The sequence below is a fragment of the uncultured Victivallis sp. genome, from assembly GCA_944389935.1.
GTDB lineage: Bacteria > Verrucomicrobiota > Lentisphaeria > Victivallales > Victivallaceae > Victivallis.
On sequence record CALXOE010000027.1, the window covers coordinates 19385 to 45173 of the forward strand.

At 60.4% G+C, this 25789-nt stretch carries 24 protein-coding genes and 2 tRNA genes; 7 read left to right on the plus strand and 19 right to left on the minus strand.

Annotated elements, in window-relative coordinates; translation table 11 throughout:
• Position 1 precedes the first annotated feature (1 nt).
• From Q0J85_RS09310 to Q0J85_RS09325, 4 genes are read right to left on the minus strand one after another with little or no spacing between them, the layout of a single operon-like run.
• Positions 2-979: an ABC transporter ATP-binding protein gene (locus tag Q0J85_RS09310; RefSeq protein ID WP_294480711.1), complete on the minus strand. Its 978-nt coding sequence runs from the start codon at positions 977-979 to the stop codon at positions 2-4.
• A gap of 1 nt (position 980) precedes the next feature.
• Positions 981-2783 (minus strand): hypothetical protein, encoded by a 1803-nt coding sequence (locus Q0J85_RS09315; RefSeq protein ID WP_294480713.1) that lies wholly within the window; start codon positions 2781-2783, stop codon positions 981-983.
• The gene (locus Q0J85_RS09320; RefSeq protein ID WP_294480715.1) at positions 2780-3826 is read right to left on the minus strand and encodes an AAA family ATPase; all 1047 of its coding nucleotides are present in this window, start codon (positions 3824-3826) and stop codon (positions 2780-2782) included. Before Q0J85_RS09320 ends, Q0J85_RS09315 begins: the two co-directional genes overlap by 4 nt.
• 60 nt (positions 3827-3886) lie before the next feature.
• A complete protein-coding gene (locus Q0J85_RS09325; protein WP_294480718.1) occupies positions 3887-5335 on the minus strand; it encodes a hypothetical protein in 1449 nt (482 codons plus the stop codon).
• Positions 5336-5570: 235 nt separating this feature from the next.
• Here Q0J85_RS09325 and Q0J85_RS09330 point away from each other — a divergent pair, with 235 nt between their 5' ends.
• Positions 5571-7001, plus strand: a complete 1431-nt coding sequence (locus tag Q0J85_RS09330; protein WP_294480720.1) for a sialate O-acetylesterase — start codon at positions 5571-5573, stop codon at positions 6999-7001.
• 65 nt (positions 7002-7066) lie between these two features.
• Here the strand turns inward: Q0J85_RS09330 and cls are convergent, their stop codons facing one another.
• Positions 7067-8548, minus strand: a complete 1482-nt coding sequence (cls, locus tag Q0J85_RS09335) for a cardiolipin synthase (protein WP_294480723.1) — start codon at positions 8546-8548, stop codon at positions 7067-7069.
• Positions 8549-8688: 140 nt separating this feature from the next.
• On the opposite strand from cls, the gene Q0J85_RS09340 reads away from it, so the two are divergent.
• Positions 8689-8764: transfer RNA gene (locus Q0J85_RS09340), tRNA-Ile, on the plus strand.
• A gap of 770 nt (positions 8765-9534) precedes the next feature.
• On the opposite strand, the gene Q0J85_RS09345 is transcribed toward Q0J85_RS09340, so the two are convergent.
• The 9 genes from Q0J85_RS09345 to Q0J85_RS09385 all read right to left on the minus strand — a co-directional run bounded on the left by Q0J85_RS09345 (position 9535) and on the right by Q0J85_RS09385 (position 16348).
• Positions 9535-9939 (minus strand): hypothetical protein, encoded by a 405-nt coding sequence (locus Q0J85_RS09345; RefSeq protein ID WP_294480727.1) that lies wholly within the window; start codon positions 9937-9939, stop codon positions 9535-9537.
• Between the two features lie 329 nt (positions 9940-10268).
• Positions 10269-10826, minus strand: coding sequence for a hypothetical protein (locus tag Q0J85_RS09350; protein WP_294480730.1), 558 nt, complete (start codon positions 10824-10826; stop codon positions 10269-10271).
• A 468-nt stretch (positions 10827-11294) separates the two neighbouring features.
• Positions 11295-11450 carry a hypothetical protein gene (locus Q0J85_RS09355; protein WP_294480733.1) on the minus strand — a complete coding sequence of 52 codons (156 nt, stop codon included), beginning with the start codon at positions 11448-11450 and terminating at the stop codon, positions 11295-11297.
• Positions 11434-11601 carry a hypothetical protein gene (locus tag Q0J85_RS09360; RefSeq protein WP_294480735.1) on the minus strand — a complete coding sequence of 56 codons (168 nt, stop codon included), beginning with the start codon at positions 11599-11601 and terminating at the stop codon, positions 11434-11436. The genes Q0J85_RS09355 and Q0J85_RS09360 overlap by 17 nt, the downstream gene beginning before the upstream one ends.
• Before the next feature lie 20 nt (positions 11602-11621).
• Positions 11622-12947, minus strand: coding sequence for a DnaB-like helicase C-terminal domain-containing protein (locus tag Q0J85_RS09365; RefSeq protein WP_294480737.1), 1326 nt, complete (start codon positions 12945-12947; stop codon positions 11622-11624).
• Entirely contained in the window at positions 12947-13768 is an 822-nt protein-coding gene (locus Q0J85_RS09370; protein WP_294480740.1) for a DUF6291 domain-containing protein, read from the minus strand. The genes Q0J85_RS09365 and Q0J85_RS09370 overlap by 1 nt, the downstream gene beginning before the upstream one ends.
• A gap of 172 nt (positions 13769-13940) precedes the next feature.
• Entirely contained in the window at positions 13941-14249 is a 309-nt protein-coding gene (locus tag Q0J85_RS09375) for a helix-turn-helix domain-containing protein (RefSeq protein ID WP_294480743.1), read from the minus strand.
• Positions 14250-14400: 151 nt separating this feature from the next.
• Entirely contained in the window at positions 14401-14997 is a 597-nt protein-coding gene (locus Q0J85_RS09380; RefSeq protein WP_294480745.1) for a hypothetical protein, read from the minus strand.
• 1 nt (position 14998) lies between these two features.
• The gene (locus Q0J85_RS09385; RefSeq protein ID WP_294480746.1) at positions 14999-16348 is read right to left on the minus strand and encodes a tyrosine-type recombinase/integrase; all 1350 of its coding nucleotides are present in this window, start codon (positions 16346-16348) and stop codon (positions 14999-15001) included.
• Between the two features lie 235 nt (positions 16349-16583).
• Here Q0J85_RS09385 and Q0J85_RS09390 point away from each other — a divergent pair, with 235 nt between their 5' ends.
• From Q0J85_RS09390 to Q0J85_RS09400, 3 genes are all read left to right on the plus strand, one after another.
• The gene (locus tag Q0J85_RS09390; protein WP_294480748.1) at positions 16584-16925 is read left to right on the plus strand and encodes a hypothetical protein; all 342 of its coding nucleotides are present in this window, start codon (positions 16584-16586) and stop codon (positions 16923-16925) included.
• 224 nt (positions 16926-17149) lie between these two features.
• Entirely contained in the window at positions 17150-19309 is a 2160-nt protein-coding gene (locus tag Q0J85_RS09395; protein WP_294480749.1) for an AAA family ATPase, read from the plus strand.
• Positions 19310-19460: 151 nt separating this feature from the next.
• Positions 19461-19712 carry a hypothetical protein gene (locus tag Q0J85_RS09400; RefSeq protein ID WP_294480752.1) on the plus strand — a complete coding sequence of 84 codons (252 nt, stop codon included), beginning with the start codon at positions 19461-19463 and terminating at the stop codon, positions 19710-19712.
• Between the two features lie 8 nt (positions 19713-19720).
• Here the strand turns inward: Q0J85_RS09400 and Q0J85_RS09405 are convergent.
• Positions 19721-19804, minus strand: a tRNA-Leu gene (locus tag Q0J85_RS09405).
• 232 nt (positions 19805-20036) lie between these two features.
• Here Q0J85_RS09405 and Q0J85_RS09410 point away from each other — a divergent pair.
• The gene (locus tag Q0J85_RS09410) at positions 20037-21062 is read left to right on the plus strand and encodes a glycosyltransferase family 9 protein (RefSeq protein ID WP_294480756.1); all 1026 of its coding nucleotides are present in this window, start codon (positions 20037-20039) and stop codon (positions 21060-21062) included.
• 3 nt (positions 21063-21065) lie between these two features.
• On the opposite strand, the gene Q0J85_RS09415 is transcribed toward Q0J85_RS09410, so the two are convergent.
• Together Q0J85_RS09415 and Q0J85_RS09420 are read right to left on the minus strand one after the other, a co-directional pair.
• Positions 21066-22241 carry a sialidase family protein gene (locus Q0J85_RS09415; protein ID WP_294480758.1) on the minus strand — a complete coding sequence of 392 codons (1176 nt, stop codon included), beginning with the start codon at positions 22239-22241 and terminating at the stop codon, positions 21066-21068.
• Positions 22238-23125: a dihydrodipicolinate synthase family protein gene (locus Q0J85_RS09420; RefSeq protein ID WP_294480761.1), complete on the minus strand. Its 888-nt coding sequence runs from the start codon at positions 23123-23125 to the stop codon at positions 22238-22240. Before Q0J85_RS09420 ends, Q0J85_RS09415 begins: the two co-directional genes overlap by 4 nt.
• A gap of 162 nt (positions 23126-23287) precedes the next feature.
• Between Q0J85_RS09420 and Q0J85_RS09425 the strand changes: the two genes are divergently transcribed.
• Positions 23288-24289: a LacI family DNA-binding transcriptional regulator gene (locus Q0J85_RS09425; protein WP_294480763.1), complete on the plus strand. Its 1002-nt coding sequence runs from the start codon at positions 23288-23290 to the stop codon at positions 24287-24289.
• A 90-nt stretch (positions 24290-24379) separates the two neighbouring features.
• Here Q0J85_RS09425 and Q0J85_RS09430 read toward each other — a convergent pair whose 3' ends face one another.
• Positions 24380-24910, minus strand: a complete 531-nt coding sequence (locus Q0J85_RS09430; RefSeq protein WP_294480766.1) for a DUF2062 domain-containing protein — start codon at positions 24908-24910, stop codon at positions 24380-24382.
• 144 nt (positions 24911-25054) lie between these two features.
• On the minus strand, positions 25055-25789 hold a 735-nt coding region (locus tag Q0J85_RS09435), incomplete at its 5' end, for a DUF1570 domain-containing protein (RefSeq protein ID WP_294480768.1).

Consider the following 25789-nt stretch of genomic DNA (forward strand, 5'->3'; position numbering starts at 1 on the left):
TTTACTGCACCTCGCCGGTGGTGATGCGCATGAAGAGCTCCTCGAGCCCGATCGACTGCCGCATGAATCCCATGACCGGCAGCCCCGCCGCGAACAAGGTGCCCATGACCGGCGGAACGAGTTCGTCCCCCCCCTGGATGAACGCCTTGAGCTTCCCCTCCCCCATAATCACAACTTCTTTCACGGCAGGGTGTTCGAGCAGTTTCAGCCGGGCTTCCTCCGTTTTCGCGCACTGAATCACGACCGTCACCTGCGGCGGCGCGTCCGGGACGCCCGGAGTGTCCGGAGTGCCCGGGGCGGCGCCGCCGGCTTTCGCGAGCAGCTGGTCGAGCGTCCCGGCCGAGAGGAGTTTCCCCTTTTCGATGATGACCGCCCCGTCGCAGATGTCCTGCAGTTCCGAGAGGATGTGACTCGAGAGCAGAATCGCCTTGCCCTGTTCGGAGAGGATCTTCAGCAGCGAACGCAGTTCGAGCCGCGCGCGCGGATCGAGTCCCGCGGCGGGTTCGTCCATGATGAGCACCGCCGGATTGTGCACGAGCGCCCGCGCGAGACTCACGCGCTGTTTCATCCCTTTCGAGAGCCCGGCGAGATATTTGTGGCGGATTCCTCCGAGGTTCGTGAACTCCTCGATCTCGGCGAGCGCGCGTTTGCGCCTTTCGCCGCGCAGCCCGAAACTGCGCGCGAAGAAGTCGAGGTACTCCCACACCTGAATGTCCCGGAAATCGGGCAGCGAGTCGGGCATGTATCCGACGACCCTGCGCACCTCCTCCGGGTCGTCCACGACCGAAATCCCGTCGTAAAACACGTCGCCGGAATCGGGCAGATCGAGCGTCGCCATCATGCGGATCGTCGTGGTCTTGCCCGCCCCGTTCGGCCCGATGAAGCCGAAGATGTTCCCCGAGGCGAACTCGAAACTGATGTTGTCCACCGCCCGGGTGGTTCCGAACGTGCGCACAAGATTCCTCACCTGGATTTTCATTCTACTCCTCTCCCGAAAAGCTGTAACGGCCGAACACCAGATGGTTCGCCTCAAATTGATCCGGCTTGAATCCCGGCGTGTAGAAAAGCGGCTCCTCCGTGAGCGCCACATAATAACCGCGCGCGAACTCCCTCACGTTCCGGCGGATGAAATTCTCCTCCGCCCCCGGGGCGTCGGAGCGCTCAAACTGCTTGAGGAGCGCCTCCCACTCCATTTCGCTCCGTCCGGTCCGGAACGAGGTCGGTTTGAGCTGCACGCGCGCGCCCGGCTCGACCGGGTCGTCGGTCACGAACAGCCGCCCCGCGTCGTCGATGACGCCGAGACCGGTGAGCTTCACGCCGAGGCCGTTCACGACGGAAATTCCCCCTTTCTCCCGCACGATCCGGAGCTGTTCGCGCTGCAAAGTCACGCGCTCGACGACGGCGTAGAGCGGAATGCGCGGCTGGATCAATCCCGACCGGAAATGCTGCCCCTCGTTGAGCGCGAGGTCGATCTCCCCCGCGCCGCAGAAGTTCAGCATGTCGCCCGAGTCGAACCGCAATCCGCCGCGCGGCGGTATCGGCGCATAAACGCCGAACCGGACGTGCGTCGCGGCGAGGCGGGTCGGCTGGTCCAGCAGCGTGATTCCGGACGCTTTCGCCCGGGAATACCACCCCTCGTCGACCGTGATGAACCCGATCACGAGCAGACAAAAGAGCAGACTGATCGCCGGCGTCGTCGCCAGCAGCAGCATCTCACGATGCAATTTCCTCAGCACAAAATAGTTGACCGGACCGATCAGAATCACGAACGCGACCATCACGAAAAAAAGCCAGTGCAGCGGAATCGTCGGAATCTCCAGCTTGAGCCCATCCTCGACCGCCGACGAATCCTGCGAAATGCGGCTCGACCCGCCTGTTGTGAGCGAATGCAGAAGCGAAAGCCCCGGCGACGCGGAGAAGATCCCGCTCTCATCGCTCTGATTGTCCATCCCGAACGGCGAAACATCGACCGCCGCGGTCGCCGCCGCGCTCCCGGGCTGTTCCTCCGGCTCCGGGCCGTCGGCCGCCTCCGGGAATCCGTCGGGAGGGATCGGGCGGCAGAGAATGCGCGTCCCCCAGCCGTGACTGATTTTCCTCAACCCCTCATCCGGCTCTTCCCCCTCCGGCCAGGCCGCGTCGGGCGGGACGCAGACCACGAGCGTGCCGCCGCCGAACACCCAGCGCATGAGTGCCGTTTCCACTTCGGTCGGCAGGCGGTCCGTCGACGAAATCCAGACCGAACGAAGTCCGGAATAGTCGAGCGGCTCCCTCCCCCATTGCGCGACCGGGACGGGGGAGACCCTCACCTGCAACGAGTTGAGCTTCGAGAGAAACTCCCCGAGCGCGACCGTTCCGGAGACGAGCGTGGTCACGGAAATGCCGCCCCCTCCCGGGGAAAGCGAATGGCGCACCCGGCGGCCGTTGATCGCCAGCTCGAGCTCCGCGCTGAGATGATTACTGGAATACCGGCTCAAATAGCGGCGGGAGATCACCTGAGGCCATTGGAGCTGCACATTCCGCACCGCCCCCGGCGGCAGCAGCAGCGACCGTTCCGCCGAAAACGGGAGCCCGGAATCCGCATACATCCGCATCCAGATCGCGGCCGGTCCGCCTCCGCGGTTCTCGAGCCGGAACTCCCGGATGAAACAGCCGGTTTCGCCCCGCGGCTCCTCGATCATGCCCGGCACCATTTCGATCGAAATTTCGCCGAACTGTTCGGCCCGGCAGAACCACGCCGCAAAGAGAAGAAGCAGAATGCAGCCCGTTCTCCGGAGTCTCATCATTTCGCCCCCCCCGGTTCGAGCGCCACTCCGGCGGGCAGCCCGAGCCCGGCGGGATCGACCTTTTCCAGCAGCAGCCCGATCAGGTCGAAACTCGTCACCTTTTCGAGCCGCGCCTGATAGTTCAGGATCAGCCGGTGATTCAGCACCGCGGGCGCGACGCTCTTCACATCCTCGAATCCGACCGACGGCCTCCCGGCGAGCAGCGCCGCGGCGCGCGCCGACTCCGCCAGCGCGATCGCCGCGCGCGGCGAGGCGCCGAACGAGACGAACCGCTCGATCTCCGGCAGCGCCTCCGGAGAGCCGGGGTGCCCCGCCGCCACGAGCCGCGCCATGTAATTCGCAACCGGTTCGCTCAGATAGATCCGCTCCATCGCGTCGAAGAGTTCCGCGAGTTCCGCGGCGGACACGTGGAACGTCGGGGCGGGCGGTTCGCCGCGGCGGCGGTTCGAGATGATCTCGGTGAGCACGTCCGCGCCGACGTTTCCAACCGCGATCTTGAAGAGAAACCGGTCGAGCTGCGCCTCCGGAATCGGATAGGTGCCCTCGAGTTCGATCGGATTCTGCGAGGCGAGCACGAAAAACGGTTCCGGCAGCGGCCGGGTCTCCCCGAGCAGCGTGACGGCGTGTTCCTGCATCGCCTCGAGCATCGCGGACTGCGTCTTCGGGGAAGCGCGGTTGATCTCGTCCGCCAGCACGATGTTCGAGAAGATCGCCCCGGGCTGAAACACCATCTTCCGCTCCCCGTCCGGCATCATCTGCAATATGTTGCACCCGAGGATGTCGCTCGGCAGCAGATCCGGGGTGAACTGAATGCGCTTGAATTCGAGCGACAGCAGCGATCCGAGCGCCTTGACCAGCGCGGTCTTGCCGACGCCCGGGAGTCCCTCGAGCAGAATGTGGCCGCGACTCAAAATCCCGATCAGCAGCAGACGGTGCACCTCGTGGTGGCCGAGCAGAATCCGGTCAAGTTCGTCGAGAATCCGGCATGCCCGCCCGCAGATCGGCCGCAGCTCCTCCGGCGTAATGAGTCCGGTCTGATTCATGATAAGACAACTCCTTGTTTGGTATCGGGTTTCAGTCAACGTTGCGGTATGTGCCGCCCATCATTTCTCTTTCGGTTTGAAATAGCGCTCCACGGCGGCCCGGTGCTCGGGATAGATCCGGGCGTCGCGCTGTTCGACTTCGGCATCGCCGCCGCGCAGATGGCCGGCCGCGGCCGCCCGCCGCTCGCTCCCGTCGACGTCGGGCGCCCCCGCAAACCGCTGAACGACCATGCTCTGCGCCGGATCGTTCACCCCGGCGACGGCGAGATCCGTCTCTTTCCCGGAAAACTCCGGCGTATTCCCGATGTACCGGAGCATCGCGTCGGCGCGGCCGCGCCCGGGTTCGCCGGCACCGCTCCGCCCTCCGGGCCGAGGCTCACACATCGCGCAGGCGGCGAGCAGTCCGTCGGCGCCCGGGGCGTTCTTCTCGAGCCACGTGGCGAGATCCTCCCCGTAGGGGCAGCTGCCGGGAGAGGCGCAGGAGCCATCTCCGCCGTCGCACTGCCCGGGACGGGCGCACCGGGATTTCAGGAGTTTCTGCTCGACGAGTTTCGCGAGTTTCCGTTCGAGTCCGCCCGAGGAGTCGCGCATCGCTTCGGCAAGGCGTTTCATCGTTCCGGGGTCGAGTTTTGCAGTCGCGGCGCCGGAATCGGCGAGCATCTTCGCCAGTTCCGGATTCTCCTGCGCGAGCTCTTCGAGCAGAGCGCTCATCTGCGCCGCGGCCTCGGGGGGGACCTGGTCGAGCGGGAGAGCATTCAGGGAGTCGAGCGCGAGAGAGAGCATGCGCAGCGTCTCGAGTTCGTTGCGCACCCGTTCGCCGGCCTCCTCTCCCGCGAGATCCACCTTGCGCGCGAGAGCGTCGAGCAGTTCGTAGGTGCGCGCCGTGTCGCGCGCGTCGTTATCGAGTTCGAGCTCATCGAGCGCGGCATGCATGCCGTCGAGCTCCTCCTCGCGCATGAGCGACTCCTCCTCGAGCACTTCGAGTTTCTGCTCGAGTTCGGCCGTCTCCGCCGAGATGTCCAGCGCGCAGTGCTCCTGCGGGGCAATGCGCGACTGCGGAATCAGCAGAGTTCCGGCGAGAAACGCCGCGCCCGCCGCCGGTGCGACCCATTCCCTCGCGCCGCCGGTCCGGATCTTCGGCATCGCGGGCAGGACGATCCGTTCGCGCCATGCGCCCGGCGCCACCTCGAGCGACGCGGTCAGCAATCCGCCGGAAGCGCCCGCGCCGTCGAGCCACGCCAGCAGCCGCCTGATTCCGGGGAGCTGTTTTGCGGCGGAACACCCGGCGATTGCGGCGGAGACGACCAGCGCCGCGACCGCGATTCCCCACGGGACGGCGTCCGGCAGCGGCCGGGCGAAGATCCGCACCGCCAGCACCAGCGCTCCGGCCGCGAACCACGCCGCGCCGGACGCGCGGAGAAATCCGCGCAGGAACAGCGCCGCCGCGATTCTCCGGCGCAGACGGTGCGCCATACTCTCCGCTCTCCGGACGGGATCAAGCTGCTTCATCGTTTCTCCTGCATACGTTCATACGGAAACATAACCGATTTTTCGGCAAATACAAGAATTCTTTCCGACAAAAAAACGCTTTATTCCCGCCGCGCGGGCGGTTTCCGCCGGTTTCCGCCGGTTTCCGCCGGTTTCCGCCGGTTTCCGCCGGATGCGACGGAATTTCGCGGAAAACTTGCATTCTCCTCCATCGAATGCTATACTAAACTCAACCAGCTCTTGTCAAGGAGGTTTTATGAAAAAACAACTGATCGCCGCCGCGCTCACCGGTGCGGCACTCGCCCTCGAAGCGGTTGAAACCGCCCCGGTGTTCTCCGACAACATGGTTCTGCAGCGCGACACGCCGATCCGCGTCTGGGGGACCGGGAAATCCGGGGAGAAAGTGGAAGTCGCGTTCGGCGGCGCCACCGTCCGCGGGAAAGTCGGCGGGAACGGCCGATGGAAACTCGAACTGCCTCCGGCCAAAGCCTCCGCCGCGGGCGCCGTCCTCACCGTGAAAGGCGACGACGGGACGAAGACGTTCCGGAACGTTCTCGTCGGCGACATCTGGCTCTGCGCCGGGCAGAGCAACATGCAGTGGGTGCTCAAAAACATCACCGGAGCGGCCGAAGTGGTCGCCGCCGCGGACAATCCGCAGATCCGGCTCTGTCAGGTGCCCCGCGTCTGGAGCCGCACGCCGATGACGACCCTCGACATCAGCTGGAAAGTCTGCACGCCGGAAACGGCGCGCGGTTTCTCCGCGGTCGGTTATCTCACCGGAGCGCGGATTCAGAAAGCGACCGGGGTTCCGGTCGGTCTCATCGACATCTCCTGGGGCGGCTGCCGCGTCGAGGCCATGAGCACGCTCGAGTCGATGAAGAAGTTCAAAACCCTCGAACAGACCGCGAAAACCGTCGAAAGCCAGGTCGCCGACATGATGAAGAAGAAAGACGACGAACTGCGCAAGGACAAACAGCGCCTCCCCGTCGCGCTCTTCAATGCGATGGTTCACCCGCTCGGGCCGTTCGCGGTCAAGGGGATGCTCTGGTATCAGGGGGAGGACAACCACTCCGAGGGTGCGCTCTACGGCGAAAAGCTCAAGGCGCTCGCGGACACCTGGCGGACGAATTTCGCGAATCCCGACATGCCGATCTACATCGTTCAGCTCCCGCCCTACAAATACGGCAATGAGGACAGCACCCGGATTCCGAACTTCTGGGCCGCCCAGCAGCGGTTCGCCCAGACCGACAGGAACGCCGGATTCATCGTCGCCACCGACTGCGGCGAGGAGAACGACATCCATCCGCGGAACAAGATTCCGCTGGCGGAGCGCCTCGCGAATCTCGTACTGTTCCACACCTACGGGATCGGAGACGACTCCGCGATGGCGCCGACGTTCCGCAGCGCGAAGCGCGACGGCAACCGGCTCATCGTCGAATTCGACCATGCGAACGGGCTCAAAACCCGCGACGGGAAACCCGTTTCGCACCTGATGCTGGCGGGGAAAGACAACACGTTCCACCCCGCTTCCGGCGTGATTGAGAACGGCAGACTCATCGTCACATCCGAGCGCGTCGCGGAGCCGCAGCGACTCCGTTTCGGCTGGGACAAGCTTGCGAATCCGAACCTCGTGAACAGCAAGGGGGTTCCCGCCGCGCCGTTCGACACCGCGGTCAAGGTGAACTGAAGCGCAGGATCGATCGAGCCACACTCCCGGAGCGCTGCGAGACGGCGTTCCGGGGGTATTTTTTTTCAGAGGATCGGCGTGAACAGCGCGCAGATGTTCTCCCCGAGGCGGCGCGGGAACGACTTGGCGCGCTCCTGTTCGAGGGTGACGGGCAGAGAGTTGGCGAGTTCCTCGAGGAACTGGTCGCGCAGGACTCCGGGGAACGGACTCTGCTCGAAACAGAAATCCAGCTCGAAGTTCAGCCGGAAGCTCCGGCTGTCGCAGTTGCTCGACCCCATGAATCCCCAGGTTCCGTCCGCGAGCAGCGCCTTGATGTGGGAGAATACGCCCTGTTTGTTGTAGATTTTGACGCCGTTCTCGAGCAGCGTGGAGTAATAGTTCTGCGCCGCCCAGGAGACGAAGAAGTGGTCATTGTTCGCGGGGACGATGATCCGCACGTCGACTCCGCGTGCCGCGGTCAGACAGAGCATATTGATGAACTCCGGCCCCGGAACGAAATAGGGGGTCATGATCCAGAGAGAACGGCGTGCGGACATGGCGGCGGCGAAAAAGAGTTTGCGGGTACCCTCGTAGTTGCCGCCGGGTCCGCTGGTCAGGATGCGCACGACGGCGTCGCCCTCGTTTTCCGGCAGCGGGAAATCATGAGGGCCGACACCGTCGAGCCACTCTTTGCGCGTGGCATAGGCCCAGTCCTGGAGGAACGACTTGGTCAGCTCGGCGACGGCGGGGCCGGTGATCCGGCAGTGGAGGTCGTGGATATGGCGATTGCGCGGGACGCGCGTCGTGCGTTCGTTTTCCTCGGAGATGTTGATTCCGCCGGAGTAAGCGATTCTCCCGTCGATGAGCAGGAGTTTGCGGTGGTTGCGCAGCTGGAAGCGCCAGGGAGTGATCAAATGGAACGGCGAGAACGACCGGATCTGGAAATTCGCGAGCCGCCGGTGGAGCAGTCGTCGGAAGTAGTGGGAGAAATAACTCCGGATGCTGCCGAGTGAGTCGAAGAGCACCTTGACTTCGACGCCGGCGCGGGCGCGTTCCTCGAGAGCTTCCATGAAAGTGCGTCCGACCTCGTCGCTCATGAGGATATAGGACTGCATGCGGACGCAGTGCCGGGCGTGGCGGATATCCTCGAGCATGCGCGGATATGCGGTGACGCCGTCGCGGAGCATTTCGAGATGGTTTCCGGCGAGGGCTGCGGAGTCGGGGAACAGCCGGTCGAACATGAAATTATGAGGATTTTCCGTGATCTCCGGGGGAGGTTGGAAAGAGCTCAGAGCTTTCTGGAGGGCGGCGACGGCGGGGCCGAAATATCGGAATGGATCCACTTTCATATTCTGCTGGAGCAGCAGGACTTTTTTCTGAGCGTGATCGAGTCTGACGATGCCGAAGAGGAGATAAGCGGCGATGCCGACGGCGGGCAGCAGGACGACGAGCAGCAGCCAGAAGAGTGCCTCGCCGGGCTGTTCGCGTTTTGTGATCAGAATGTGGAAGCAGATTCCGATATGAAACAGCAGAAAACCGCCGTAAACGAACCACTCGTAATGTTCCATAGAGTTTCTCACCTTTTCTTATACGGCATACCATACTTCGCGGTGAGGAAAAAATCCACCCTGCGGCATTGAAAAGCGTAAAAAAACCGTTGCGGGGCTTGCGAATCATTGAAACCGGAATTATAGTAAGGGAATTTCGTGGATCCGTAGCTCAGCGGTCAGAGCAGGTGACTCATAATCTCTTGGTCGTCGGTTCAAATCCGGCCGGATCCACCACTTTTTCCCCTCAACTCCCCCTCAAACATCTTTACCCCTGTTACATGGTGCAAAACAGCGAAAAACAGCACTTCCGAAACAAGAATTACAACATTTTTACAACATTTTTTCGGGCCGATTTCCCCTCAAAAACGGTCTTTCAAAGTGTAAACGGCGTGCAAGCGCTGGAAGCTGCTGCCCAAAACGGGAAAAGCGTCTTTCCGGTCATGTCCCGGTGTAAAAAGCCATGGTCGGAAGCGTCAAGGAAACCACTTCGATTCCCCGTCTTTTTTTGATTAGCCTTGTCGAATGTTGTAAAAATGTTGTAATTTGAGCGGAAATCTCGAAAGAAGCGGCCGCGCCGTCCACAATTTTATGGACGGTACGGATTTTGCCATGCTCAAAAATGAGCGCGGGCGCCAGAGCTGACTTCAGAAATTCTGAATCCGCCCAAGCGCTCGCCAAAATTGGCGACGGTACCCCCGGTGCTCCACAAATTTATGGAGCAGCTTCCTCCGGAAACCATCGCCCCAGCAATCTGGCCGGGAATTTCGTTCCGGAAATACGCGACGGGCTTAAAAATAAGCCGGTCTTTATCCCCTTTCCGGCAAAATCCCCGGAAAACGTCCCTAAAATTATATGTTTCGATTCCGGATAATGTCGCAATCAGGCATCCCGTTTTTTTCAAGGTGTTCCGTAACTCATTAATGAATAGCAGTTTATGAGCATATAATTTTATAACGTCGCATAACACCCATTATGTTGAATAGCAACCACTGATTATAAACGACTTACAAAATTTTCATAGCGGCGTCAACAACTTTCAAGACCGCGCTGACTTCGTGCTGCTGGAAAGATACCGTCTCTCCGGATGTGTTCCGCAGGATAATAGCGGGGACGTTTCCCAGTTGTTCCATGTCGGCGGCCCGTCGCATGTGCCGCTTTTTCTTCGGGGCGTTTGAAGCCGCTGCCGCGCGGGGGAGCTCCCCGGCAACGGTGCTGCCGTCATTCAACCGGATAACAACCACGTCCCCGCTTTCGGGCTTTTCCAGTATCGAGCACACCAGCAAGCAATCTTCCGCCAGCGGCCCGGCTGGAAAACGCAACTGCGCCGATTCAAACAAGCGCGATTTCAGCGGGGCGACAATGCCGCGCTTTCGATCCGCAATCACTTTTTTCAGTTCGTTCAATGTCATAACAAGCCCCGACGATCCGCAGGGAATTTCGATCTCAGCTATAAATATACCCCGTCCGGCCATAACTTCAAGAATCCAGCCGCCCAAAAATTCGGGGCACGGAATTCATCTATAATTGTTCCAGGTAAAATAGAGCTGGTGAAATCCGGCATGTAGCACATTTTGCGAAATTGCCAACGTGCTACATGCCCCTCCCATACATTCGCAGGCTTTTATCAAAAGTCATGGACGCCTTATTATTACTTCATGCTTTCGTGTGGACTTTGGAATTTCAACGGGCGCAAAATTTCGCCCGTTGAATTACCTCCGAACGTCTGCGGTTCTCCGGGCTACTCCTGCGGCCGAAGTATGGCAAGAGTATTCAGCAATTCGCCCTCGCCCTCGGCATGGGGAATGTGCCGGGAGGCTATGAAGAAAATAATATCATCCGGATGGCAATGCCGCAACCGTTCAAGTATCCAATGGCGGCGCCAAAGTTTGATTTCCTCCAAACGATGATTTTCCGGAACAGCTTCGGAAGATTTTGCGTAATCCCTCTGTATCTCATACTCTTCTTCGAGTTCGTTTTTATTCGCCTCGATCAACTTCCGCAAGATTTCCTGATACTCCCGATATACCGGGCGGAACGTCCGGAGATAATCGGAAATTAACTTCGGCAGAGAAACCCCGCGTCTGGCGGCTTCCTGTACGCCCCACATAATCGCCTCCGGCTCTATGCCGTCATAAATCGCCGCATTACCGCTTCCTGCGCGGGTTTCTGCGCTTGACCGATCATTACTCGCGTTCATGGCTTCGGTGATTTGCGGCCCGCTTTCATGCATTTCAGTAAACTTGTCAGGAAACACGGTTTCGGCTGCATTGGTAGCGGTTGGGTTGGTGTTGTTCATTTGCAATTCTCCCGGCCCGGAAGCAAAAGAGCCGTCTTGCGGTCGGTGGTACAAGCACCTTGCAGGACGGCACCACCCGTTTCCTGCTTCACGCAAAACGGCAAAACTTCAGGGCACAAAAAAAGTTTCATGTTAACGCCTCGGGGTTGGTGGCCCTTGAAACGGTCGGCGGCTGCGGCTTGTACTCGCAACGCCTGGAATATAGCACCACTGCAAGAACGTGTCAAGGGCGACTGATACAATTTTGTTACCTCGAACTATTAGAAGCGAAGCCCAATCACATGGCCAGCTATATAGCAAGGAAATCCTAATAAAAAAATCAAATATAAAAGCATGCTATGAAAAAAAAGCCCCTCGGCAAGGGATGGGGGGCAAAATTTTTAACCTTGCCCGGCTCCTAGACCGTAAGGGGCCCCTTTTTTACACACAATGTCAGGAAATGAATTTTTTAAAATTCGGCATGTTGCCTCAATTTCCAAAAAATTCGAGTATCTGGTCGAGCGTTGCCGGGGGAGCGTCTCCGAGCCGGTAAAGGCCGTTCGGCAATGGAATCAATTCCAGATCATTTCGGGCGGCCAGTTCACGGGCCAGCTCTTCGCGGTCGGTCTCATTGTTCGGGATCATGGGTTGATTTCTCCTTGGGGTTGGGTGCTTTGATTTCTTTGGCCAACTTCAGCAGTTCATCAAATCCGATGGCCCGGCAGGGTTTGCAGTACTTGCCGCCGTCTTTGGGTTTGTTTCTGCCGCATTGCCTGCAAACATAATCATACTTCATGGCTATACCTTTCTGCTCATTCATTCACCGGCGGTCGCTGCCGGTATGTCGGTTGAATCGTAAAGCGGGGCGCTGGTGTATCCGGTGCCGTTCCACGCCAAATCAATCCCCGATGAAAACGGGGCTTGATTGCGGGTTTTCCGGGAGTAAAATCTTGTCGGGGAATTGTCATCTTTCCGGTACAGGAAAGCCACCGTGTGCGCCAGTTGCTCAATCAGGGAGGAATCTTTCAGCCATGTAAGGTCAGGCATCCCCCCGCCCCGGTCGCTCTGGGAAGAGCGGTTAAACTGCGCAAGCACCACCCCGGCCGCCCGCATTTCGCTTAACAGGTCGTGAATCTGCTGCACGTTGTAGTTTGTCTGTTCCAGCGCGGTACGGCGTTCCATGAATGCCGGAGCTTTCACGCCTTGCAGAAAATCCACATACACCAAATCAACCCGCCCGGAGGTCAGCAGGATTTCCCGGCAGCGCCCCCGGATTGTATCGGGAGTAATCGGGCCGTTTTCGCAGCCATGAATATACAGTTGCCGATTAAACTTTTCTGCGATTTTTTCGGCCGCCCTGCCGAATCTGGCGACTTTTTCGGGATTCCGCTGCCGCTTCTGCGCCTCGAAATGGCACACCCCGGAATATTGCGCCGCGATCCGTGCAAGAATATCAACGCTGCTTGATTCCGTGCAGAAGTACACCACCACCAGCCCCGCCCGGAGCTGTTCCAGGACGGCCCCGCATGCAAAGGCGGTTTTCCCCAGTCCGGTACGTGCCCCGATTACGATCATCTCGGACGGGTGCAGCTGTAACACGCGCGCTCCCTGCGTTCCGTTCGGGAAAAACGGGATTACGGGCGGCGGGGCGTTTACCATGCGTTCGAGCAATGCGGCCGCCGTCTCATTCAAGGTCGGCACCCGGTGGCCGTCGATCAAATTCCGGGCTTTTTCCTCCGTCGCAACCAGTCGGGCAATGGCTTTCCCGGTGTCCGGATCGATGGTGGATAAATCATCCACAACCCCCAACGCCTCCAGCCGGATCAACCGGGCGGCCTCGCAACTCCGCAGCCGCGCCAGCCACGCCGGAAAATTAACGTCGGTGGCAATCGCCCCGCATTCCAGTTCCCCCAGCTCTACGATTAAATCTGGGAGTTTCTCACCCAGTGTCGGCAAGTCAATCGGGATTCCCTGCCGCGCCAGCGCCTCCATTGCCACAAAGATACGCTGGTTGTCAGGGGAATAGAATGAATTTCCAGTAATACCCGCCCCGGTCGCCACGTCAAACAACGCCCCGTTGCGGATTATCGCGGCCAAGGCCTGCCGCTCTGTTTCAGCGTAATGCGGAATTTGGGGGCTCATCAAAACGCCTCCATTTCGCGGCGGTGGAGTTCTTCCCATTCCCGTGTACCGGCCTCCGGGTGTACGGAATACCCGGAAACCGGCCGCGCGGCCACGTTGTGCCCCAGCTCTTTTTTCTCCCATGTGCGGAGGCGGAGCGTTGTATCCCAAGCTTTTTCACGCCATAAACGCGGCTTTCCGCTGGCGGTCGGTTCATACCAGTAATCGACAAAATCGGCAGCGAACTCGGAAAACTCCGGATGTGCGGCGACGCATTCCGCGACGGCGTTCTTTAACTGCTCTTTCGTCCAATGCTTGAAACTGGTAGCTTTGGGATTCAATGCTGATTGTGTGAGTGGTGCCGAATCTTCGGCACTCAAAGAAAAAGCGTCAAGCGTTTCTTTGTCTCTCGTAAGAGAGATTTCTTTATTAATATCACTATCACTATCACTATCACTATCAGCTAGATTTGCTAAGGTTTGCCAGCTTTTGCTAGATTTGCCAGCATTTGCTAGCATTTGCTTGCTTTTGCTAGGTTTGCTAGCATTTGCTAGCATTTGCTTGCTTTTGCCAGCGTTTGCCGACTTCTTCAACCCGCCCTTTCTGCCCGATTCTGCCCGCTCTTTGCACACCTCGGCATATTTGGCTTTATCGCGGTCAATCTGTGCGGAAAACATCATAAAAAGCGGGCGAATAACGCCCGGCAACGTTGATATTTCGACACAATTTCCCCCGGCATGTTGAAGAATAGCGACAAACAGCGCTCCCGCGTCGGCAGGCTCAAGCGCCATAATCGCCGGGGCGGTGTCGAGATACAAAATAACTGAATTTGCAGCAGCCATAATATCGCCCCCCTCTATTTCGGAAACATCGTCCGGAAAACGTACTGAATTGTTACAACGGGGCGACACCCACGGGGGCAATCGGTGCAAGGTTGGCAAATCCCGCCGGTTTGACACGGTGGACGCCGACGGGCTTTCCGGCGCGGTCTATATCGTTCATTCGTGCGCATCCTTACGCCTCCGGCTGCTTGCTTTCGAGCCATGCGTCAAGGCTGGCCTTGTCGATCAATACGCGGCCTTGGCGGCCGTTTCCGTTGGGCTTGACGGTGTGGAGTTTCCCGGCGCGCGCGGCCCGCCAGATCATCCAGCGGCCGACGCTGTAATACTTCTCCGCCTCGGCTACGGTCAGATACTTCTTAGTGAGTTGCTGCGGCTCACTGGCCGGGGCGGCCAGCAGTTGGCGGATGTTCACGCCGAACGGGCCGAGCAATGCGTCGGCCGCCGTAATGATGTGTTGCGGTACTGCGGTTGTTTGTGTCATGATATAATCCTCCTTGTTTTGATTGCGCTTGTATGTGCGCCTTGTTACAAGGACAATTATACCACATTTCGGGAAAGAAGCAATATTTGCAAATGCTTTATTTTCAACAGAAACGATACAAAACGATATTTCCCGATAACGGGAAAAAACGTTATTTCCCGTTTCTCTCTTTGGCCGTTTTTGGCATTTGAAGCAATTTCCGCAAGGCTTCTTTCCCCAATTCTTTCACATACTCGCCATAAATCGGGTGACGCTCCAGCTGATCAATTATAATAGCGTTTGCCTCTCTGTTGCTCTTCCCCCTCTGCAATAATTCTTGTTTCAGTTTAAGTGCAAAATCTCGTACGTTCTGCCGGAAAGCGTCCGGCTTCCGGCCGGAAAATTTATTTGCTTTTTCTCTAAAGTAGTCCAATTCTGCCAACTGTTCAGGGCATAAAGGCAACCTTACCACATCACGTGAACTTGCCAAAATCGTTATCCGTTCAAAAGAAGCACGAAGAAACCCAAAAGCATTAACAAGCCGCAACCAGTATTCTTCATCGACATTTGATAATGGGGAATCTATCAGGTTTAATATTTCTCTTTTGGCACGCAGAAAAAAAACTTTTTCAATTCGCGGAATCTTTCGTCCCGTACCATAGGCATCTTTACAATATAGTCGAAACCGGAAACTATACCTTTCTACCTCATCCTTAATATATCCCAATGCTTCTTTTTTGGTTAATTTCTTTCTATTCAGACCAAACATTTCAACACCTCCTTTGTGCATATTCTAAAACATTCCGTATTGATTCAATCGGCAAGGCGTCGGCAAGGCGGTGGAGTTCGGCCCGTTCCGGTTCCATTGCCGCCCCTGCCGCCGGAAGCTGTTTCAACGGGGCGGCGGGAGCGCCCAAGACGTTCGGCATCTGCTGCATGAACTTTACCTTTGCTTCGCGGCTGGCGTGCTTCTGGTAAAGCGCCGTCATCTCCGGTGACATGTGGCCCAAGACGCTTTGGACAATCGGCTGCGGCACGCTGTACACCCCCGCCAGATATGCGAACGTGTGCCGCATGGCGTGCGCCGCTTTGGTCGAAACCGCCCGGCTGCGCCCCTCGATCCGTGAAGTAGTCTGGATTCCCAACCCCTCAAGGAACGACTTTACCCGCATCATTACCCCGGTCGGGTTGGTCTGGTACATGGCGGCAAGCTCCGGGGCGACAAACTCCCCGCCCCCGGTTACAGGGCGCTGCTGTTCAAGGAATGCGGCAAGCGGCGGCATGATGGGAATATCCAGCATTACCCCGGTTTTCCGGCGCCGCTTATTGCTGATCCATTCGCCGTCAATCTCATTCCAGCGGAGCAGACAAATATCCCCCAGTGTCAGCCCGGTACATAGCCCGATGGTGAAAATCGGCTGCGTGTATGGCATGGTCATCGCGTCGCCGATCCGCACAAGTTCCGCATTGGTGAAAGCGTCGCGGCTTACGGTGTCATTATCGAGCGTCGGAATGTCGAACGGATTCCGGGCCAATCCGGCATCATCTTTCAGCCACGCGAAAACGGCCTTGATTGCCTTATGCCGGGCGTTGATCGTGCGGGGGGATAGTTTATCGCACTGGTGCGTATAGGTGGCCTCGACGATACGGCGGCGGCTCTGCCGGGTGAATGTAACCTCTTTCACGAAAGCGCCGGAATCCCGCAGCATGGTTATGTACTCTTCGGCATGGCGGTCGGTGACGTCGGCAAGGTTTACGGCTTCGGGATAACGGGAAGCCATAAAGGCGACGAAATCGCCCCAGTACGTCCGGTTTCTCTGCTGCTGGTGTTCGCCCGGTCTCCGCTTCTTCGGCTTTGCCATGTATCGATCAAAGGCCCCGGCCAGTGAAATTGCATCGCCGCCGGTCAGCTCTTCCCGGAAGTTATCGAGCAACGCTTTGACACTCTTCTGCTGGCTGGCATTCTTCGCGGTGTCGCGGATATTCTTTTCAAAGGCCAGCGCCGCCCGTTCGGTGGTGCATCCCTCGCATACGCCGTAATAGCGCTTGCCGCCCTGCATAAAGTTGTAATGGTATTCGTCGGTTTCGCCCCGTGTTGTCTTGCGTTTAAAAATGCTCATTCCGGCCCCCTTAGCTCCCGGTACTGTTACACGGTGCTAAGATACCAGCCAAAAAGCAACTTGTCAAACAAAAACTTACACATTTTTACAACATTTTCGCGATTATTTCCGATTTTGAGCATATAAGCAGGTGACTCATAATCTCTTGGTCGTCGGTTCAAATCCGGCCGGATCCACCACTTTTCCTGCTCAACTCCCCCTCTCCGATGGCGGGAGAGCCGAAAATATCCGGGTCTTGCACACCGGAATACCGGGCGTCCCGCACCCGCTCGACACCGAAGCGGTTCTGGCCGAATCGGGACGCGCCCTGCGCCGTCTCCGGCGGCTGATCCGCTATCCGCGCCCCGCGGAGGTCGAGTTCCTCCTGGTCCCGGACCGCAGCGCGGATTTCGGAAAGCGCGAATCAACCCCGGTCATCGTCCGCAACGCAACCGCGCACGGCAACTACTGGCGCACGGTCAAGTGGTCGCTCTGGCCGCCGGGAACAATCGCCGCGTCCGGCGGCGGATGCGTCGCCGGGCGTCAACTCCTCTGGCAGACGTTGCGCCGAATCCGGAAAATCCGCGGCGCAGTCTGAGGACCGGGAGGAGGAGGTGGTGGTGGAGGAGGTGGTGGTGGTGGAGTCCGCCCCGGATTGTCCCCCCCCGATTTCAGTTGGAAAGTTGACATTTTCTCCTTTTGTTGTCGCGGAATCCATCCCCGATGCGCAACACAAGGAGCTTTTCACATGCAGATCACACCAGCAATCAAACCCGCCGGCGGCCGGAAACGGCTCAATTCCGTAACTGCGGAGGCCAGAGCATGATGCACGATCCAGCCGTAGTCACGCAGTGTCTTTTCGCGTTGTCTGCCGATTGCGACCGCTCCGAATGGATCAACATCGGCGGAGCATTCAAATCGGCCGGAGGAGCTTTTGAGACGTTCGACCAGTGGAGCGCCACCGCTCCGCTGAAGTACAACGCCGCGGACTGCCGCACGGCATGGAACAGTCTCGCCCTCTCCGGAAACCCCGACGGCGCGGCCGGACTGCTCCGGAAACTGGCGATCCGCAGCGGCAGGTATTTCCCTCCGGCGGAACCGCTTCCCGCCGGCGATTTCCGCCCCTCGCCCTCCCCGACTCCCGCGCCCTCGCCCTCGCCGACTCCAGCCGGGGGCGCGAGTTGGAGTCAGGCAAAACATGGAGACCCGGAGGCGATCCGCCGCTACGTCAACGATACGGAACAGAATCAGGCGGAAGCCTTTGCATATTTTTGCGAACACCGGGGCCTGTCTCCGGAAATTGTCACCGCGTTTCACCTCGGATTCGACCCCGCGGACCGCGCCGCGATCATCCCCTATCCCGGAGAGGAGTATTGTGTCCGGCGCTTCATCGACCGGGAAACCGACGGCCACGGCGCCAAGTACGATAATCCCAGAGGGAAAAAACCGGTTTTCAACGCGGCGGCGCTGCAGCAGAATTCCCGCCCCGTTTTCGTGTGCGAGGGGCAGATCGACGCGCTTTCCATCCTCGACGCGGGCGGCGCGGCCTGTACCGGCTTGAACGAGCCCGGCAGATTGATCGAGCTGGCCGCCGCCTCGCAGGCACCGGGCTTCATCGCGGTTGCCGATTCGGATGAGCACGGGATGAAATCGTCCAACGCGCTCAAAGAGAAATTGACTGCTGCCGGGAAGAAGTGCAGAATCGCCGCAATGACTCCGGGAATTCATGATGTCAACGCCCTCCTGCGGCAGAACGGGCGCGCGGCCCTGAAAGAGTGGATCGCCGGCGAGGAACATCAGCTGATCCCCGCAGAAACATTTGCGCAAGCCGTCACCCTCCGGGAACTTCAGGAAAAAATCATCGCGGAGGGGCCGGACGACCCGAATGAACTGATCCGAAACCGCTTCATCTGCAGGGGGGGCGCGGGCGTATTGGCCGCGGAAACCGGATGCGGGAAAAGTTCCCTCGTCATGCAGTTGTGTCTGCACTGGGGCGCCGGGTTGCCGTGCTTCGGCCTCCATCCGACGCGCCCCCTGAAAATACTGCTCATTCAGGCCGAAAACGACGAGAGAGACTTGCAGGAGGAGCTCGCCGGCGTCTGCTGGGGCGCCGTCAGCATCGAGTCGCTGGCCGTTCCGCAGATCGATGCCGCCAGGGAAGCCGTGAGGATCATCAGCGACTCGACGCACGCCGGTGACCATTTTGTCCGCATGCTGGAACAGGTTCTGGAACCGGGAATCGACCTTGTCATCTGCGACCCGCTGTTTGCATTTGCCGGGTGCGACCTCTCCAATCAGGAAAAAGTCAGCCGATTTCTCCGACACCAGATCAACCCGCTCCTGAAACGGCAGAATGCCGCCGCCCTCTTCGTCCATCACATGGCGAAATCGGGCAAAGGGGCGCTGCTGAATGAAAACTTCAATCAGGCATACAACTATCACGGGAGCGCCGAGATCATCAACTGGGCCCGGTATGCGCTCGTTCTGGAACGCTTCAAGGACCGGAGCGGCAACTTCTTCTACAAATTGTCCGCGCCCAAGCGAGGGCGTCGGCTGGGCTGGGAAAGAGAGGCGAAATATCTCCGCTGGAGCGACCGCGCCATCTACTGGGAAGAGCTCGACGCTCCGCCGGAACCGGTCGCCCCGCCGGCAGCGGTCACCCCGGCAGCGCGGACGGCGCAGAGAGAGAATGACAAACGCCGCCGTCTGCTGGAGGACGCCGCCCGCGCCGCAGAGATTCTCAGACCCGGCGAAAGCATGACCGCGGCAGCTTTCCGCCGCGCCATCGCAGCCCGGGGAATCACCTCCAGCAAGGAGCGGATCGAAACGCTTCTGGCCGTCTGCATCGAAAACGGCTACCTCATCGAGCGGCAGCCCGCCCGGGAGGAAAAGACGACTCCCGGAATCAGGAAGATGATCGAAAAACCGGCTTCCCCGCCGGTGCAGACGGCGTTTCTTCCATCGCCCCCGAGTCCGGAGTGATTGACGGGGGCGCTCCGGGAGGGAGCGAAGAGAGAGAATCAATCGCCCCTGGTTTTATACCCCCTTAAGGGGGTATATAAAACTTCCGGGGCGATTCGACTCTTCTCTCCGCGACGCGAAGTCAACCGGAGGCGGAACGGATTCTTTCCCCGTGGAGACCGCGAGCCGGACGGTTGCAAGGTCGGGCCCGCCCCCGCGCACGGTGACAGAATTCGCCGGAAACGCCCCGCAGATCGCGGAAGATCGAAAACGCGAATCACGGCGCACCGGAGTCGAAAGTCGCGCCGTGGGCGGCAATGCGGCGATTTTTGACGATACCTTGAAACCGGCGGCGCCGACCGTGCGGGCGTCGCTCTATTCCCGGATTGCGGAAGAGTCGCGGCGATTCGTCGCAACTCATTGATTTTCAACTGGTACCCGGAACGGGACTCGAACCCGTACACCTTTCGGCTGCAGATTTTAAGTCTGCTGCGTCTGCCATTCCGCCATCCGGGCACGACCACTGCTCCATAAGATAACCGGCGTCTCCCGCTTTTTCCAGTCCAGATCGGAAAAAAAAGTGAAAATGATTCCTCTCCATCCCCGCCGCCACCCCCTCACCTCACCTCCCCCCGGCAGCCGGCGGAACGGCCGCAGCTTGACTTTCCGGAAACCATGTGCTAAATTAAGACGGTGTCGCCGTATCAGGCCGGAAACGATTATTCACTCCCCCACCCGGAGAACAGCTATGCAACATGCGAAACCCGTCACGACAGACGCGCCGCTTCTGACCGTCTGCCAGCTCGGACGGCTCGGCGATATCGTCGCGATGGAACCGGCTTACCGGTTTCTGCACGAACGCCACCCCGACCGCAGGTTCCGCTGGTACACCCGGCCCCAGTATGCCGAACTCCTCCGGTTCGCACCCTTCGTCGACGAGATCGTCACGATCTCCGACGCCGACGAGTACCGGAAACGCAAGGCCGAACTCCCGCCCGGCACCCTCTCGTGGGAATTCAATTTCCACACCCCAGGCACCCCGAAACCACGACAGGTGCGCACGTTTCCGAGCCTCCTGCGCCAATTCTCCGAAGCCGCGGGACTCGAAGTGCCCGACGAAACACCCCGGTTCTATTTCGACCCCGAAGCCGCCCCGCCGCCGCTCCCGGACGATTACGTCGTCCTCCACTGCGCCTCGCGCGGGAAAAACCGCCAGTGGCCCGCCGGAAAATGGCGGCGTCTCGCCGAATTCCTCCTCGACTCCGGGCGGAACGTCGTCGAAATCGGCATGAAACCCGTCCTCGACATCGACTCCCCGCGCTTCGTCAACCTGACCGGACAGATCCAGCTGCAGACCGCCGCCCGCATCATCGCCGACGCCGCCTGCTTCATCGGCGTCGAGAGCGGATTCGGACACATCGCCAACGCCGTCGGCGTCTTCGGCATCATCATCACCGGGAAGCTGCGCCGCCATCCGGAGTACGTCACCTACTCGGGTCGCTACGGACACGGCATCGACTGCAACCTCGTCCGGCTCTACGACCTCCCCGCCGCCCGCGTCCCGTTCGAGCTCGTGCGCAACGCCGCGGCCCGCTTCCTCTCCGGCGCGCCGATGAGCGCCGCCGAGTGCGACCGGCTCTGCCTCATCCATCAGATCCGGTCCATGCGGCGCAACCCCGGCGTCGCCGTTGCGGAACTGCTGCGCAAACCGTTCGACCGATTCAACGCCGAAATGGAGTTCTTCCGCAGAAAACACGCAACGCATTCCCGCTGAAGATCATACCAGATCACGGAAGTTCTTCACCCGGTGCAGCGTGAGCAGATTGCCGTCGTGCAGAGTCTTCGCCCGGGAATCCCCCGAGCGCGCGAACACCAGAAGATCACTCCCGTCGAAAAGCAGACTCGCGTAATGGCGCGAATCGAGCTTCCCGAGCCCCTCGGCCACCACCCCCGCACTGCGGAATTCCAACCCGTTGCGCGAATAGAACAGCTCGAGCCGCCGCCGCTCGCCGCACGCCTCGTACCACGGCACTCCCGGCGTCCGGAACCCATCCGACTTCGGACTGGCCACCATCCAGTAGAGCCCCGACTCCGCGTCGTAGTCGATGTGGAACTTCATCTGCCCCCCCGGGAACGGCAGCAGAAAGAACTTCCCGCCCGACACGCTCCGGAGCGGCTCGATCCGCAACGCCCCGTCCGGCGACTCGATCCCGCGCAGAACCGCGCCGACGTTCCCGAGCCCCGTCTCCGCCCGCATGAGCAGCAGCAGCGTCCGGTCTTCCGGATCGTAGTAGAGATGCTCCCGGTCGTAAATGCGGATCACATTCGTCTCAAGCACCCCGACACTCCCCCCGCCGAAATGCGTGATCCCGAGCTCCGCAAACAGCGCCTCCGCCCGGAACGGCTCCGAAAAACGCCAGCTCGCCGGATCGCACAGATCCGCCTCCTCCCCCGCCGCCATCAGCACCGGCGAGACGCCCGGCCACGGAGCTCCCGGAATCCGCTGCTCGTAAACCACATAGACGTTCCCGTGACGGAAGTCGACCCGGCAGGCGCTCTGATGCCACATGTGGTCGCGCTCGAGCACCGAAACCTCCGACCAGCTCTCCCCGTTGTCCACGCTGCGGCTGATCACCAGCCGCCCGCTCTGGCCGAGCGCGTAGAGCGCACCCCCCGCCCGGAACATCATCGCGTGCAGCATCGGCAGCCGGGTGCGGCTCTCGCGCCAGCCGGCGCCGTCGTCGTCCGAAAGCAGCACCCGGAACTGATTGCCGCTCGCGCAATCCCCCGAATCCGAGCGCGGCCCCTCCAGACGCACCGTCCCGGGTCCCCCCAGATCGAACCCCGCCAGCAGCCGCCCGTCGAATCCGCGGCAGAGCGACGGCGTGTAGCAGAACACAGCCTCCGGATACGGTGACTCGAACAAAATCCTCTCATCGGCAATCCGTTTCATAAACTCCTCGTATTTTGCATTCCGGCCTCATCCCCCATCGGCAGCAGCGGAAACGCAAGGATGTTCCGAATCAGCCCCCGACGGGAAAGCTCATATTTCAACCGGCGGATCACACTCGCCGCTGTCGCGGGTGATCCGTAGGTTCCAACCACATCAAGCACCTCTTTCTGAAGAAGTTCCACTCGATCCATCTGCCCCGATTTCGCGGCCTCGTAGAGCGCGACGTAACGTTCCGGGAAGAGATTCGCCCCGCCGTTCACGCCGCCGTCCCCGCCCAGCGCCACCGCCCGCGCCGTCAGATCCTCCGGCCCGACGAGCAGCGAGAAATCCGGACGCGACCCGAAGAGATTCACCGCCTCCCGGAACGCCGCGAGATCCCCGGAACTGTCCTTGTATCCCACCACCCCGGGAATCTCCGCCAGACGCCGGAGCGTCTCGAGTTTCAGCGACACTTTCGTCAGCGACGGCATGTTGTAGACCAGCAGCGGCAGCGCAATCTCCCGCGCCAGTCGCCGGTAATAGCGGACGATCTCCTCCCCCTCCGGCGGCAGAAAACAGGGCACCGCCGCCACCACCGCATCGACCCCCGCCCGCGCCGCAAACTTCCCGAGCTCCACCGCCGACGCTCCCGACGCACCCGAAATCCCCGCCAGCACCGGCACCCGCCCCGCTGCCGCACGCACGCAGACATGCAGAAAACGGCGCTGCTCCTCCGGCAGCAGCGCCGGCCCCTCCCCCGTCGAGCCGAGCAGGAATATCGCATGCACCCCGCCCGAAATCACATGTTCGATCAGCCGTTCCGCACCCGGTTCGTCGATCCGGTCCGGCGTGGACAGCGGCGTCACCAGCGGCACCACAATGCCGTGAATCTTTCCGTTTATCATCGTTCCCTCCTGTTGCATTCCGGTTTCGGTCCCTGCTTTAGAGTATACCGCGGAAAACGCCCCGGAGCAATCTTTTTTCAGGAAATTTCCGGAAACGAATTTGAAATATTTCTGAAACGTTTCTATACTATAAGCAGCAACAACCCGGTCAATGAGGTGCTTATGCCATATACGGTCAAAGAGATCGGGAGAGTCGCAGGCGTCTCTCCCGCAACGGTTTCCCGCGTGATGAACGGCAGCGGGAACGTCACCGCGGAGAAACGTGAACAGGTCCTGGCCGTGATCGAACGGCTCACAGGCAGCCGCCCCGCCCCCCGTTCCGGAAGCCGCGTCAGCAGCATCGGCGTGATCCTGCCGAAAGATCCCGGCTGCGACCCCCGCACCGTCCTCCAGAAACTCAGCGTCCTCGCCGCCCGGATGCCGCACCGCTGGAATCTGCTCCTCCTGCCGCCGGATACGCTCCCGGCGGAACTCGAGTCGCGACGGCTGCGGGGCGAACTTGCCGGAATCCTCCTCTTCGGCCACGCCGCCGACTCCCCCGAACTGGCCGCCGTCCTGACGCGACTGCCCCACATCTGGCTCAACAGCCACCGCTGCGGCGACTCCGACCGCACCACCCTCATGGGAAATGAGTTCGCCGGACGCATCGCCGCCCGTTATTTGCTCGAAAACCGCTGCCGTCGCTGCGCCGTGCTCTCCGCCCCGAGCGACAACCCCGGATTCGCGGGCAGAATCTCCGGATTCCGCTTCGAGCTCTTCGCGGAGGCAGCCCCGTGCACCACCATCGAACTCGTTCTCCCCCAGGGGGAAAACGGATTTGAATCCCTCTCCGACCCGGAACTCGAACTCGTTCTCGCGCGCGCCATGCCCGCCCTGAAACAGGGGGCGTTCGACGGCATCTTCTCCCCCGAGGAGCGCATGACCGCCCTGCTCTGCCGCGTCTTTGCGAAAGATCCTCCGCCCCGGAGGCCGCGCCTCATCTCGTGCAATCATACGCCCGAATATTTCGCGGGACTCTTCCCCCGCCCCGCCTCGATCGACCTCGGGCCGCGCATGCTCGCCGAACTCGCGCTCCGGGAACTCATGCGCCGCATTTCCGGCGAAGAGCCGCGCGCCGACCACGTCGCCGTCATCGTCACACCTCAACTCGTTCCAGGAGAATAGTTGAAAGCATCTGAACAAACATAACAGGCGGAATCGGGCCGGAACCGGATGCGACGGGAGTCCGCCGCCCCCCGGGAGGAGAGTCCCCGTTCACTCCTTTTTCGCTGCTGCTGCGGCGGCGGCGTGCTTTTCGCGCCGCTTCGCCTTGAGCGCCGCCTTGATCCGCCGATAGCGCAGCACCAGATGGTAGACCCCGAAATAGGTCAGCGGCGTACAGACCGCCGCCAGCAGAAAACCCCCGACGAAAAACGACGCGATCAAATCCCCGCCGAGATGCAGAAATCCACTCACATCGAGCTTGACCAGATCCCGCGCCGCCTGCTGCGTCGCCTCCCAGGACAAACTCCCGCCGATGATCTTGTTGCCGACCCAGCACTGCGCCGGATAGATGAAGAGAACCGTCACCGGATTCGTGATGAACGTCCCGAGCGTCGCCCCGATCTTCGAGCAGCGCAGCACAAACGAGAGCGGAATCGAAATGAGCAGCTGAGCGGACATCGGAATCACGCAGCCGATGAACATGCCGAGCGCCCACCCGCGCGCAATGTAGGTGGGTGTCCCCTCCGCGCGAACGATTTTCACGTAAAAGTGAATCAGTTTCCGTCTCAGCTTGAACGCCATGAATCTCCTTTCTTCCCGGAATCGGTCGTGGTAATATAACCCCAGTTCCCGAAAATAACAAGCCGGAAAAACAAAAAAAGAGTCGATAATACGCACCCTCCGCCTCCCCTCCCCTGCTCCTCCTCCACTGGTGTCCGCGCGGCGCTACCGCGTTCCGCCCCGCTCCTCCGGCTCCTGCCGGTCCGGCGGCTGGTAACGGATCGACTCCCGGACCAGATTCGAGTCGTTCCAGAAACGACTCAGATCTTTCGCGAACTGCGCCATGTCAACCCCCTCCCACGCCGCCGCGTTCGCCGCCGCCGGATCGCGCGTCTCGACGAGCTTCTCGTAATAACGCCGCGGAATCTGCGCGTACTGCGGACAGTCCGCGACCGGAGCCCCTTTCCAGAGATAGTAGACCAGCGCCTGCGCCAGCAGATAGTTCTCGTTGCGGTTCTCCCCGTAAAACGCCCGGCGGTCCATCTTCACCAGAGCGCCGACGTCGAGCACCCGGTCGTGCTCGAACAGCGCCGTCAGCGCCCGCCCGCTCTCCTGCGGCAGCAGCACAACTCCTTTCCCGGTGCGGAATTCAATCCCCTCGAAATACTGCGCGGTCCCCTCGTTGTACCACATGTCCGCCTGCGCCTCGCCGGTCGCGAAAAACAAATACTGGTGAAACCCCTCGTGAAACGCCACCTGCCGCATGATCATCTTCTGCATCGAATCCCGGACCCGCCGGTCGAGCGGCGAAATCACCAGCTCGCGCCGCGCCGGCGACCAGAGCCCCCCCGACCACTCCAGCTCTCCCCCGACGTACTCCAGAGACTGCTCGCGCTGCTTGAAAATCCGCACCACGCTCACCGACTGCAGCGGCCGCCGCAGCGGAAAGTAGGACTCAAA